The 11,476-nt window shown below is 66.8% G+C and carries 12 protein-coding genes and 2 riboswitches; of the genes, 9 read left to right on the forward strand and 3 right to left on the reverse strand.

Going from position 1 to position 11,476, the window contains the following annotated elements:
* Positions 1 to 2: 2 nt before the first annotated feature.
* Together groL and AC2A1N_RS03915 are read left to right on the forward strand one after the other, a co-directional pair.
* Positions 3 to 1,652 (forward strand): chaperonin GroEL, encoded by a 1,650-nt coding sequence (gene groL / locus AC2A1N_RS03910; RefSeq protein WP_005411226.1) that lies wholly within the window; start codon positions 3 to 5, stop codon positions 1,650 to 1,652.
* A 137-nt stretch (positions 1,653 to 1,789) separates the two neighbouring features.
* A complete protein-coding gene (locus tag AC2A1N_RS03915) occupies positions 1,790 to 2,401 on the forward strand; it encodes a DUF6445 family protein (RefSeq protein ID WP_061478148.1) in 612 nt (203 codons plus the stop codon).
* A gap of 71 nt (positions 2,402 to 2,472) precedes the next feature.
* On the opposite strand, the gene AC2A1N_RS03920 is transcribed toward AC2A1N_RS03915, so the two are convergent.
* Together AC2A1N_RS03920 and AC2A1N_RS03925 are read right to left on the reverse strand one after the other, a co-directional pair.
* Positions 2,473 to 3,633: a serine hydrolase domain-containing protein gene (locus tag AC2A1N_RS03920; protein ID WP_242889950.1), complete on the reverse strand. Its 1,161-nt coding sequence runs from the start codon at positions 3,631 to 3,633 to the stop codon at positions 2,473 to 2,475.
* Between the two features lie 68 nt (positions 3,634 to 3,701).
* A complete protein-coding gene (locus tag AC2A1N_RS03925) occupies positions 3,702 to 4,625 on the reverse strand; it encodes an aspartyl protease family protein (RefSeq protein ID WP_242889952.1) in 924 nt (307 codons plus the stop codon).
* Positions 4,626 to 4,731: 106 nt separating this feature from the next.
* Here AC2A1N_RS03925 and AC2A1N_RS03930 point away from each other — a divergent pair, with 106 nt between their 5' ends.
* The 6 genes from AC2A1N_RS03930 to AC2A1N_RS03955 all read left to right on the forward strand — a co-directional run bounded on the left by AC2A1N_RS03930 (position 4,732) and on the right by AC2A1N_RS03955 (position 9,891).
* Positions 4,732 to 5,439, forward strand: a complete 708-nt coding sequence (locus AC2A1N_RS03930) for a response regulator (RefSeq protein WP_061478145.1) — start codon at positions 4,732 to 4,734, stop codon at positions 5,437 to 5,439.
* A gap of 32 nt (positions 5,440 to 5,471) precedes the next feature.
* Positions 5,472 to 6,770, forward strand: a complete 1,299-nt coding sequence (locus AC2A1N_RS03935) for a sensor histidine kinase (protein ID WP_180868868.1) — start codon at positions 5,472 to 5,474, stop codon at positions 6,768 to 6,770.
* Positions 6,771 to 6,841: 71 nt separating this feature from the next.
* The gene (locus AC2A1N_RS03940) at positions 6,842 to 7,342 is read left to right on the forward strand and encodes a MarR family winged helix-turn-helix transcriptional regulator (RefSeq protein ID WP_242889954.1); all 501 of its coding nucleotides are present in this window, start codon (positions 6,842 to 6,844) and stop codon (positions 7,340 to 7,342) included.
* Positions 7,339 to 8,079: a DNA alkylation repair protein gene (locus AC2A1N_RS03945; protein WP_242889956.1), complete on the forward strand. Its 741-nt coding sequence runs from the start codon at positions 7,339 to 7,341 to the stop codon at positions 8,077 to 8,079. Before AC2A1N_RS03940 ends, AC2A1N_RS03945 begins: the two co-directional genes overlap by 4 nt.
* A gap of 185 nt (positions 8,080 to 8,264) precedes the next feature.
* The gene (locus tag AC2A1N_RS03950; protein WP_005419663.1) at positions 8,265 to 8,522 is read left to right on the forward strand and encodes a hypothetical protein; all 258 of its coding nucleotides are present in this window, start codon (positions 8,265 to 8,267) and stop codon (positions 8,520 to 8,522) included.
* A 295-nt stretch (positions 8,523 to 8,817) separates the two neighbouring features.
* Complete coding sequence (locus AC2A1N_RS03955) at positions 8,818 to 9,891, forward strand: 3-deoxy-7-phosphoheptulonate synthase (protein WP_053443579.1); 1,074 nt, start codon at positions 8,818 to 8,820, stop codon at positions 9,889 to 9,891.
* Positions 9,892 to 10,102: 211 nt separating this feature from the next.
* Here AC2A1N_RS03955 and AC2A1N_RS03960 read toward each other — a convergent pair whose 3' ends face one another.
* Positions 10,103 to 10,720: a trimeric intracellular cation channel family protein gene (locus AC2A1N_RS03960; protein ID WP_484371529.1), complete on the reverse strand. Its 618-nt coding sequence runs from the start codon at positions 10,718 to 10,720 to the stop codon at positions 10,103 to 10,105.
* Between the two features lie 84 nt (positions 10,721 to 10,804).
* Positions 10,805 to 10,908: riboswitch (glycine riboswitch) on the reverse strand.
* A 13-nt stretch (positions 10,909 to 10,921) separates the two neighbouring features.
* A riboswitch (glycine riboswitch) is annotated at positions 10,922 to 11,011 on the reverse strand.
* 40 nt (positions 11,012 to 11,051) lie between these two features.
* On the opposite strand from AC2A1N_RS03960, the gene AC2A1N_RS03965 reads away from it, so the two are divergent.
* The gene (locus tag AC2A1N_RS03965) at positions 11,052 to 11,327 is read left to right on the forward strand and encodes a GIY-YIG nuclease family protein (protein WP_242889958.1); all 276 of its coding nucleotides are present in this window, start codon (positions 11,052 to 11,054) and stop codon (positions 11,325 to 11,327) included.
* Positions 11,328 to 11,476: the final 149 nt, after the last annotated feature.

An 11,476-nucleotide genomic window follows, 5' to 3' on the forward strand; every position in this document is an offset into this window, starting at 1 on the left:
CAATGGCTGCCAAGGATATTCGTTTCGGTGAAGACGCCCGTTCGCGCATGGTGCGCGGCGTCAATGTTCTCGCCAATGCCGTCAAGGCCACCCTGGGCCCGAAGGGCCGCAACGTCGTGCTGGAGAAGAGCTTCGGCGCCCCGACCATCACCAAGGACGGCGTCTCCGTCGCCAAGGAAATCGAACTGGCTGACAAGTTCGAGAACATGGGCGCGCAGATGGTGAAGGAAGTCGCGTCGCGCACCAACGACGATGCCGGCGACGGCACCACCACCGCCACCGTGCTGGCCCAGGCCCTGATCCGCGAAGGCGCCAAGGCCGTTGCCGCCGGCATGAATCCGATGGACCTCAAGCGCGGTATCGACAAGGCCGTTTCGGCTGCCGTCGCCGAGCTGAAGAACATCTCCAAGCCGACCGCCGACGACAAGGCGATTGCCCAGGTCGGTACCATCTCGGCCAACTCGGATGAGTCGATCGGCCAGATCATCGCTGACGCGATGAAGGAAGTCGGCAAGGAAGGCGTCATCACCGTTGAAGAAGGCTCGGGCCTGGACAACGAGCTGGACGTGGTCAAGGGCATGCAGTTCGACCGCGGCTACCTGTCGCCGTACTTCATCAACAACCAGCAGTCGCAGACCGCTGACCTGGATGATCCGTTCATCCTGCTGCACGACAAGAAGATCTCCAACGTCCGTGACCTGCTGCCGGTGCTGGAAGGCGTCGCCAAGGCCGGCAAGCCGCTGCTGATCGTCGCTGAAGAAGTCGAAGGCGAAGCGCTGGCGACCCTGGTGGTCAACACCATCCGTGGCATCGTCAAGGTCGTGGCCGTCAAGGCCCCGGGCTTCGGTGACCGTCGCAAGGCGATGCTGGAAGACATGGCCGTGCTGACCGGCGGCACCGTGATCTCCGAAGAAGTCGGCCTGTCGCTGGAAAAGGCCACCATCAAGGACCTGGGCCGCGCCAAGAAGGTGCAGGTCTCCAAGGAGAACACCACCATCATCGACGGCGTCGGCGACAAGGCCAACGTTGATGCACGCGTGGCGCAGATCAAGACCCAGATCCAGGACACCTCCTCGGATTACGATCGCGAGAAGTTGCAGGAACGCGTGGCCAAGCTGGCCGGCGGCGTTGCCGTGATCAAGGTCGGTGCCTCGACCGAAATCGAAATGAAGGAAAAGAAGGATCGCGTCGACGACGCCCTGCACGCCACCCGTGCAGCCGTTGAAGAAGGCGTGGTCCCGGGCGGCGGCGTTGCCCTGGTCCGCGCGATCACCGCGCTGGCCGGCCTGAAGGGTGCCAACGAAGACCAGAACCACGGCATCCAGATCGCCCTGCGTGCGATGGAAGCCCCGCTGCGCGAGATCGTGGCCAACGCTGGCGACGAGCCGTCGGTCATCATCAACAAGGTCAAGGAAGGCACCGGCAGCTTCGGCTACAACGCGGCCACCGGCGAGTTCGGCGACATGCTGCAGTTCGGCATCCTGGACCCGACCAAGGTGACCCGTTCGGCCCTGCAGAACGCGGCCTCGATCGCCGGCCTGATGATCACCACCGAAGCCATGGTTGCCGAAGCTCCGAAGAAGGACGAGCCGGCCATGGGCGGCGCTGGTGGCATGGGTGGCATGGGCGGCATGGGCGGCATGGACTTCTAAGTCCACGCCTCCGGCGGTCGTTGCCGGCCTCGGTCGGCACGCCTTCCCGATGTGATGTAAAGAAGAACCCCGCCGCAAGGCGGGGTTTTTCGTTGCCCGGTTGCCGTCGCCGCAGTGCATCGCTACGCTCGGTAACCATGCCTACTTCGTTCATCGTCGTTGACGACTTCCTTTCTCCCGCCGATGCGCAGGGGTTGCGCCAGGCGGCACTGGGCCTGGACTATCCCGTCCAGGAGGGCGCATTCCCCGGCCGCAATTCACAGCAGCGGCTGGAGTTGGAGGGACTGTCCGGTGCGGTCTCGCGACTGGTCAACGAACCGCTGCGGCCGGTCAACCCGCTGCAGTCGCACGGCAAGTTCCGCCTTACCCTCGCCGGCGACATCGGCCGCGCCAAGGTGCACGCCGACCACTCGCACTGGTCGGGCATTCTCTACCTGAGTGCACCGGAGCACTGCGAGGGCGGCACCGAGTTCTTCCGCCATCGCCGTACCGGCACCGAGCGCATGGCCCTGGACGCGGCGGAGCTGGCCGCATTGGGCTACGCCAACGGCGGCGACATGCATCGCGACATCATCGAGCGCGACAGCAATGACGACAGCCAGTGGGAAATGACCATGCGCATTCCGATGCGCTTCAACCGGCTGGTGCTGCTGCGGCCCTGGTTCTGGCACACCGCCGGGCCAGCGTTCGGTGATCGACCGGAGAATGGCCGGCTGGTGTACCTGATGTTCTTCGAGCAGGCGCGTTGAAGAGTGCCATCCACGCTTGGCGTGGATGCTCCTCTCCCAGCCGCGTTCGCCATGCAGGCGTCATCGCACCCTCATTCGACGAATGCCTTCGCCGCGCCATACTCCCACTGCCACGGCACGCCGGTATCGCCCAGTACGAATGCCACCAGTGCCGGGAACGCAGCTTCCGCCCGTACATCGTTGCCCAGAATCACCACGCAGCGTTTGTGCCGTTCGATGCACACCAGCGTGTTGCCGACCGCATCGTCGTGGCCGCCCTTGTAGAAGCCTGCGCCCTGCGGGCCGCGGAACGTCACCACGCCCAGGCCCGCGGCCAGATCCTTGCGTTGCTGCGCCACGGGCAGCTCCGGCTGCAGCGTGGGGAACTGGCTGGCGGTGGTGATCGGCAGCTGCGGCTGCACCAGTTCCCTGCGCATTGCAGGCGACAGTCCATCGCCGCGGACATAGCCGGCGGCGAAGCGCGCCATGTCGGCGATGGTGGTATCCATCGAACCGGCCGCACGCACGCGGCTGCGTTCATCGTGCGGCTCGGCCGTGCCTTCCGCTGTCCAGCCATCGGCCAGGTTGGCGGCGAAATCCTCACGCCACATCATGCTGGTGCGGACCATGCCGAAGCGGTCGAATACCTGCCGCTGCATCAATGCACCCACGTCCTGGCCCAGCCGTCCACGCTCGATCACGAACTGCAACAGGATCAGCCCTTCGCCGGAATACCCATAACGACTGCCCGGATCGAAGTGGAACTTCAGGCGGCCATCCGGTTCGAGAAAGCCGAAGTTGGCGACGCCACTGGAATGGTTGAGCAGCAGGCGCGGGGTGAGCTGGCGCCAGCGCGCATCATCGGCCAGTACGCTGTAGTCGGCGTACTTCTTCGGCTCCAGCGGGTAGTCCGGCAGCGGCTTGTCCAGCGCCGTGGCGATGCTGGCGTCCAGCTCGATCCGCGCGTCCTGGGCAAGCTGTGCGACCAGGTGGCCGAACGCCATCTTGGTCAGCGAGGCGGCGTACATCACGGTATCGGTGCGCAGTGGCTCGCCTGCGGCGTTGCGTTCGCCGTAGGCGGCCACGTGTACCACCTTGCCGCCATCGATCACCGCCAGCGCCATCCCGCGCGCATGGGCCGCCTGCATCAGCCGCTGTGCTTCGGCATCGATGCGCGCGGGCGAGGGTAGCGGCGGCGCGGCCAGCACGGCCGGCGGGAGCAGCGTCAGCAACAGCAGGACAGCACGGCGCATGCGTGGAACTCCTGGCGGGACGTGGCGCGATGCTACGCCTGCCAGCTCCCGCCGTCATGCGCCAGACGTCAGCCGGGTCGGCGCAGGCAGATCCGCGCGGCACCCGCACCGATGTCCACCTGGCCACCGCGCATCGCGTCGGCACCGAGGATCAAGGCCGGTCGCGCCTCCAGGCCGATCGCCCTGAACACCGGCAGTTCGCTGATCCGGACCTCCATCGGCGGGTGCTGCCAGATGCCGCCGGTCATGCCGGGCAGGGTGTACAGCCAGGTTGCCTGTGCACCGCCACCCAGCCCCTCGGTGCCCTCTTCACGTGCACGCACCCGAGCATCGCTGCCGTCGGTGCGCAGGCCCAGTGCGCGGGCTGCTTCGGCGTTGAGGACGGTCTGCGCGGCACCGGTGTCGACCACGGCGATGGCGTCCACGCCGGGCGTACCCAAGGCAAGCGTGATGAAGCCGAACTGGCGCAGGCCGTCATCGCGGCCGGGCAGCGCATTGGGTTGGCAACCCGGCCCTTCCAGGTCTAAGCCGCCGGGTGTCCACAGCGCCAGTTGATTGCGGCCGAAGTCCCAACGGGTGTCCCAGCGCCCGGTCAGGTCGTTGCCGATCAAGCCGTCAATGGCCGGATCATCGCCCTTCGCCAGCGATGACAGGTCGACCTGCATGCCGCTGGCCTTCAATTGCCAACTGCCCAGCTGCCACGCTGTGCTGCGCATGCGCTGCAACCGCGCCGCCTTCGCGCTCGCGCCCTGGGCCTGCGACATTGCCGCTTCCGCATCCTGCAAACCATAGCGCCGCACTACGCGTGCATCGACCAGGGTTGCCCCGGCGGCACTGTCGACCACGAAGCGCAGCGGCTCTGAACGCCCGTCCAGCGAGACGGCCACTGCCGGATGACCGCCCTGCATCCACATCGGCAGGACGTGCTCGGCGGCATCGGAGGCGAGCGTCGGCAAGGGGATGGCGAACAGGGGCAGCAGGAACAGGCGCAAGGGGAGACTCCGCAGTGATCGTGGGCGACCATTGCCGCGCAGCGGCGTATCACCGCGATATCGGCGTTGATACCGTCCTGATACACAGGTGCGGGATACTGGGCGAATGAACACTCCCATCCGCGTCATCGTCGTCGATGACGATGCCAGCATTCGTGACGCCATCGCCGACCACCTGCTGCTGCACGGCTACCAGGTGCGTGTGGCGGCGGATGCAACAGCGCTGGACGTGTTGCTGCAGGTTGAACGTCCTGACCTGATCATCCTCGACTGGATGATGCCCGGTGAGGATGGCCTGTCGGTATGCCGTCGGCTGCAGGCGCGGGCGATCCCGATCCTGATGCTGTCGGCGATGGGGGCCGCGCCGGATCGCGTGATCGGCCTGGAGATGGGCGCGGACGACTACCTGGCCAAGCCGTTTGACCCGCGCGAGCTGTTGGCGCGGGTACGCGCGCTGCTGCGCAGGCAGGACAAACTGCGCGCACAGGTGGCCAGCGAGCTGCGGTTTGATGGCTGGCGATTGCTGCCTGACCAGCGTCGCCTGTTCGCGCCGGATGGCGCCGAACTGGTGCTGAGCCGCGGTGAATTCTCCCTGCTGCTGGCACTGGCTGAACGTCCCGGGCGGGTGCTGGCGCGCGAACAGCTGCTGCAGTTGAGTCGCGGAGAAGCCAGCGACAGCGTGGACCGTGCCGTCGACCTTGCGATCAGCCGCCTGCGCCGCAAGCTCGGGCAGGCCGCGTCCGGCGCTGAAGCCCTTGTGCAGACACTGCGTGGCGAAGGGTACCGCTTCAACGCGGAGGTAGGGGTGTTGTGAGCAGCCGGTGGTCAACCACCCGCTGGATCGCGATGCTGGCCTTGGCCAGCCTGCTGCTGGCAACCCTGGTCAGCGTGGCGGTAGTGGGGTGGATGCCCCGGCCCGCGCCGCCACCGATGCGGCTGGACCATGCGATGCAGGTGCTGCGTGGGGAACAGGCGCCGGCGCCACTGGGATTGCATATGTCGACGCAGGACGCGCCACCCCGGGGCAGCGCCAGTGACTGGCTCACCCAGTTGGCGGCGCTGCAGATGGACCTGCCGGCCAGGAATGTACGCCTGGTGTGGACGGGGCAGGGCAGGGCGCCCGATGTGCAGGTCATCGAGGGTGGCGCGGTACTGGACGCCTCCGCTCGTGCTGGCGTGCTGAAATCGCAGGCCGCGTTGCTGACCGCCATGCAGTGGCCGCCGTTCGAACTGGGGATGCGGCAAGCCGATGGCCGATGGCGGGTGGTCGGCAGCGACCACAGTGACCTGGCGGCCTGGCGCCGCCAGGTGATGCTCGCCCTGCTGGGCGGTGCGATCCTGCTGGCCCCTCTGGCGGCGTGGGCGGCGATCCGGTTGGGGCGCCCGCTGCGACGCCTGGCTGAAGCCAGCGCACGGGTCGACCTGCAGGCCGAAACGCCATTGCCTGATGACGGTCCACGCGAAGTGCAGGTACTGGCCACAGCGATCAGCACCGGTCGCGAACGTCTGCGCGCCCAGGCACGGGACATGACGCATATGCTGGCGGCCGTGGCGCATGACCTGCGCACGCCCTTGACCGGCCTGCGCCTGCGCGCGGAGTTCGCTCCCGCGCCACAGGCCGCCAGGATGGTGGCAGACATCGAGCGCATGGATACGATGATCGAGCAGGTGCTCGACTACGCACGCGGTGAGCTGCAGCCGTTGCAGATGCGGATGCTGGATCTTTCAGCGCTGCTGGAGGACTGCGTGCAGGCGGCGCTGCTACGCGGGGTCGACATTTCCCTTCAGGGCCCGGATACGTTGCCGTGGCATGGCGATGCGCTGCTGCTCCGGCGCGCGGTCGACAATCTCATCGACAACGCCGAGCGCTACGCGGGCGCCGTGGAGCTGTGGGTCGCCATGGCGGGGGATGGAGTGCAGCTGGACGTGATGGACCGCGGCCCTGGCATCGCCGAGATCGATCGCGCACGCCTGCTGCAACCGTTCCAGCGCAGCGAGGGCTCGCGTAGCCGCGCCACCGGGGGCGCCGGACTTGGACTGGCCGTGGCTGCCAACGTGGCGAAGCGCCACGCGGGCGAACTTCAGCTGCTGCACCGCGAGGGCGGGGGGCTGATCGCGCGGCTGCTGCTGGGACGCACTTCCTGAGTCAACTCAGATTTGCTTCCAATGGCCACTCCTCCATATGATTAGGTGCCTAATCAGCCGTTGAGGAAAGGATGATCGAAGCCAAGCATCAGGCGTTGCTGGAGGAAGCGCAGCGGCGCGGCTACGCCAACATCGCGCAGCTGCGCCTGTGCTTCCAGCTGCTCTCGTTGTCCTCGTCGATCGATCGCGACTGCGCTGCGCGGTTGGCACCGCACGGGCTCAGCGAGGGTCGCTTCATCGTGCTGTTCCTGCTGCACGGGGCCGGCGGCGCACTGGCGCCGCACGCGCTGGCCGAGCGCGCTGGCGTGACCCGGGCCACCATCAGCGGCCTGCTCGATGGCCTGCAGCGCGAAGGCCTGCTGCAGCGTCGCAGCGATGACGAGGATGGCCGTCGTCTGCAGATCGTGTTGACCGCACCGGGCAAGCGTTTGGCCGAGTCGCTGTTCGAGCAGCACACTCAATGGATCAGCGGCCTGTTCAACGGCCTGGATGCTGATGAACGGCAGCAGCTGTCACAACTGCTGCACAAGGTCTGGCAGCACACGGACACCGGGCGGGAAGCCGCCGCATGAGCACGCCCATTCCCGCGGAACGGCTGCGTGCACTCAACAGCGGTAGCACCGCTGCCACGCATCTGGCCGAATGCCTGGCAGTGGATTTCGCCGCGCTGTTGCAGGGGGTGGCACCTGTGCTCGAGCCGGAAGCGCTGCAACGTATGCGCGACGCCTCCGGCAAGGGCATCACCCAGCGCATGGCGCTGGCGGCGCGGTTGCTGCACGAAGCCGGGCAGGGTGATCCCGCGCACTGGCAGGCACACGCATCAGACACCGTGCGTGGCTGGGCCTGCTACCTGATCGGCAGCGATGCCGGCGCGGCGCTGCCGGCCAAGCTGCGGGCGATGCGTCCGCTGGCTGACGACCCGCACTTCGGCGTGCGCGAATGGGCATGGCTGGCGCTGCGCAGCGACATCGTTGCCGCACCGTTGCAGGCGCTTGAGTACCTGCAGGTGTGGACGCAGGAAGCATCGCCTTACCTGCGCCGCTTCGCCTGCGAAGCGCTGCGCCCACGAGGCGTGTGGTCCACGCATATCGCGCTGTTCAAGCAGCATCCAGAACTCGCGTTGCCGATGCTGGAAGCAATGGCCAACGACCCGGAGCGCTACGTGCAGGACTCGGTCGGGAACTGGCTCAACGATGCCGGCAAGACTCAGCCGCAGTGGCTGCATGAGCTGTGCACGCGGTGGCAACAGCAGCACCCTGGCGATGCCAATGCCTACATCCGCAAACGCGCCATGCGCTCGTTGCGGTAGTGCCGGCCGCTGGCCGGCAACCTCATCAACCTCAAGGAAGGCCTTCCATGTCCTACACCCTCATCGAGCTCTACACCGCTCTGGCCGCCTTGTAACAGCACCTCCGGAGGCGCATGGCACATGCGTCTGTCACCCGGACGCGGTAAACAGGACATTGCCCATGTCCATCCGCAGGGAAGTTGATCATGCAGAGCACGCTCCAGGTAACGCTGTACGGCCCGCAGGGCGATACGCCGGCACTGCAGCTGCCGCAGATGGAAGGGCCCTCGGTGGCCATCCCGGAAGCGGTACTGCGCCGGCTGGTGTCCGATCTCTACACCACCCGTTCCCTGCTCAATCCCGAGCAGCTGGACGAGGCCCGGCAGGAGCTGGACCGCGTGCTGGAGCGCTGGGCCGACATCCACGAAGGCCTGCTGCTGGACGTGGAAGTGCATGGCAGATGAGCGACCTTGCACGGCGGCCACCGCGTGGGCTGCGCGGTCAGGCGCATCACTGAACCGCGCGCCCAGTTGCGGATGAAACATTTTGCACTGCGCAAAAGCTGTGCTATCAATAGATCCCATGAACGCAGCCGCCACCCGCTTTTACTGGTATTACTTTCCGAAGCCACTGGCGGAGGAAGGACTGCGCTCACCCTGAAGAAAGCTTCAGACGCATTCCCGAAAGCCGCCAGCGAACCTGGCGGCTTTTTTCATGCCGCCACGCTGGGGACCCCCAACGTTCCGGAGATCTCCTGCAATGCCCCCGCACACCGACGACTTGCGTATCCGCACCATCGAACCGCTGACACCGCCCGCCCAGCTGCTGGCGATGCTGCCCTGTGACGATGAGGCTTCCGACACCGTCAGCGCCTCGCGCGCGGCCCTGCACCAGATCCTGCACGGCCGTGACGACCGCCTGGCGGTGGTGGTGGGCCCGTGCTCGATCCACGACCCGAAGGCCGCCATCGAGTACGCCCAGCGCCTGAAGCCGCTGCGCGACGCGCTGGCTGGCGAGCTGGAAATCGTCATGCGCGTGTACTTCGAGAAGCCGCGCACCACGGTGGGCTGGAAGGGCCTGATCAACGACCCGGACCTGGATGGCAGCTTCAGGATCGACAAGGGCCTGCGCATTGCCCGTGGCCTGCTGCGCGACATCAACAAGCTCGGCCTGCCGGCCGGTGTTGAATTCCTCGACGTGATCTCGCCGCAGTACATCGCCGACCTGGTGGCATGGGGCGCGATCGGCGCACGCACCACCGAAAGCCAGGTGCATCGCGAGCTGGCTTCGGGGCTGTCGTGCCCCGTCGGTTTCAAGAACGGCACCGATGGCAACGTGAAGATCGCCGCCGACGCAGTGGGTGCGGCATCCAACCCGCATCATTTCCTGTCGGTCACCAAGCAGGGTGGCACTGCCATCGTGTCGACCACCGGCAACCCGGATTGCCATGTGATCCTGCGCGGTGGCAAGCAACCGAACTACGACGCTGGCAGCGTGGCTGAGGCCTGCCAGGTGCTGGCCAAGGCCAAGCTGCCGGCGCGCCTGATGATCGATGCCAGCCATGCCAACAGCCTGAAGAACCCCGAGAACCAGCCGAAGGTGATCGACGACATCGCCGTTCAGCTGGAAGACGGCGAGCAGCGCATCGTGGGCGTGATGATCGAGAGCCATCTGGTCGGTGGCCGCCAGGAACTGGTGGAAGGCCAGCCGCTGGTCTACGGGCAGAGCATCACCGATGGCTGCATCGACTGGGACACCACCGTGACGGTGCTGGAGCGACTGGCTGCGGCCGTGCGTGCCCGTCGTGAAGTGAAGGTGTCCGAAGCAGCGTGAATGAAGCCGCCTGATGGCGGCACGTGTGTGGATGGCGGCCAGCGCCTGCGGGGGTGCGGCCGCGATCAGGGCCGGCCGGAGTTGGAGACCGGCCCATCTGCACCGGCGATGCGCCTGGCGCTGCGCATGAGCGACAGCGCCAGGTACATCGCCGGGGTGGTGCAGGGCGCGAAGGGTAGCGCCGGGCCATGCCCGGCGAACACGCTATCGTTCAATGCACTTCGTCGTGGTACACGAACTTCGGCATTTCCCAGCGGTAGTGGATCGCCATCAGGCGCAGCGCGAAGCCGCCGCCGAGGCAGCACAGGATCGCGGTGGCGTCGGCCACGCCCCAGTGCAGCAGCAACAGATACGCCGCGCCGGTCAGCAGCGCGATGATCGCGTACAGCTCCTTCTGGAAGATCAGCGGCACCTCGTTGCAGAGGATGTCGCGCAGCACGCCGCCGAACGCGCCTGTCAGCATGCCGGCGATCAGCACGATCGGCATCGCATGGCCGGCTTCGCGCGCAATCGAGCAGCCGATCAGGGTGAAGGCGATCAGGCCCAGGCCATCGAGCACCAGGAAGGTGCGGCGGAAGTAGTGCATCCAGCGTGCCACCCAGGTGGCGATCAGCGCCGCGCATACGGTGAACCCCAGGTATTCGGGATGCTTCACCCAGCCCAGCGGATAGTGGCCGAGCAGGATGTCGCGCAGTGATCCACCACCGAGGGCAGTGACACAGGCGATCATGACCACACCGAACAGGTCCATGCGGCGGCGGCCGGCAGACAGTGCACCGGTCATGGCTTCGGCGGAAATGGCAATCAGGTAGATGATGGACAGCAGCATGGAACAGGCTCCGGGCGCGGTGGGGCCGGCCATGCGCGACTACCGCCACTGCCTGCGCAATGACGGGATGACGATGACCGGTGCCGCTCCCGCTGTCCTTTTGCCTGAGAGTTCAGCGGCGTTGGCCACGTGCCCCTTCGGCGGGTCGTCCCGGGCGTGCCCGGTGACCTCTCTCCAGCTCGGCGAGTCGAATGCATGGTTGGTGGGATTCCAGCCCACCGGCCTGAGCGATCATGGGAGCCTGCGCCTTCGGCGGGCGCCAGCGCGGCGCCACTCTCCTGCATTCGGGCGCCAGTATATCCGCTGCAGTGCAGCACGGCATAATCCAGGCATGGCCCCTTTCGCCCGCCCGTGGTTCCTGTACCTGCTCGAATGCCGCGATGGCAGCTATTACGCCGGCATCAGCACCGACGTGGACGCGCGTTTCGCCGCCCACCAGGCCGGCAAGGGCGCGCGCTACACCCGGGCCCGGCCACCGCTGCGCGTGCTGGCCGTGCGCGAATACCCGGACCGGGCCGCCGCCTCACGCGCCGAGTGGCAACTCAAGCAGCAGCCCCGCGAACGCAAGCTGGCCTGGCTGCAGGCGCCGGATTCCGGCCTTCTGTAGAGCCGAGCCCACGCTCGGCTGCTGGACTCGGCGACAAGCATCAGCCGAGCATGGGCTCGGCTCTTATCTCTTCCGACTCTGGCACCTTAGGTGCCGAGAGCCCGGCGCGGACGACCGTTCGGCTCTAGGTCTTTTCGATCGCTCTGTAG

Source organism: Stenotrophomonas maltophilia group sp. SKK55, assembly GCF_057179845.1.

Excerpts from the sequence above, each read along its gene's own strand:
- groL (WP_005411226.1), top strand. The coding sequence starts at position 3 with ATGGCTGCCAAGGATATTCGTTTCGGTGAAGACGCCCGTTCGCGCATG.
- AC2A1N_RS03915 (WP_061478148.1), top strand. The coding sequence starts at position 1,790 with ATGCCTACTTCGTTCATCGTCGTTGACGACTTCCTTTCTCCCGCCGAT.
- AC2A1N_RS03920 (WP_242889950.1), bottom strand. The coding sequence starts at position 3,633 with ATGCGCCGTGCTGTCCTGCTGTTGCTGACGCTGCTCCCGCCGGCCGTG.
- AC2A1N_RS03930 (WP_061478145.1), top strand. The coding sequence starts at position 4,732 with ATGAACACTCCCATCCGCGTCATCGTCGTCGATGACGATGCCAGCATT.
- AC2A1N_RS03935 (WP_180868868.1), top strand. The coding sequence starts at position 5,472 with ATGCTGGCCTTGGCCAGCCTGCTGCTGGCAACCCTGGTCAGCGTGGCG.
- AC2A1N_RS03940 (WP_242889954.1), top strand. The coding sequence starts at position 6,842 with ATGATCGAAGCCAAGCATCAGGCGTTGCTGGAGGAAGCGCAGCGGCGC.
- AC2A1N_RS03945 (WP_242889956.1), top strand. The coding sequence starts at position 7,339 with ATGAGCACGCCCATTCCCGCGGAACGGCTGCGTGCACTCAACAGCGGT.
- AC2A1N_RS03950 (WP_005419663.1), top strand. The coding sequence starts at position 8,265 with ATGCAGAGCACGCTCCAGGTAACGCTGTACGGCCCGCAGGGCGATACG.
- AC2A1N_RS03955 (WP_053443579.1), top strand. The coding sequence starts at position 8,818 with ATGCCCCCGCACACCGACGACTTGCGTATCCGCACCATCGAACCGCTG.
- AC2A1N_RS03960 (WP_484371529.1), bottom strand. The coding sequence starts at position 10,720 with ATGCTGCTGTCCATCATCTACCTGATTGCCATTTCCGCCGAAGCCATG.
- AC2A1N_RS03965 (WP_242889958.1), top strand. The coding sequence starts at position 11,052 with ATGGCCCCTTTCGCCCGCCCGTGGTTCCTGTACCTGCTCGAATGCCGC.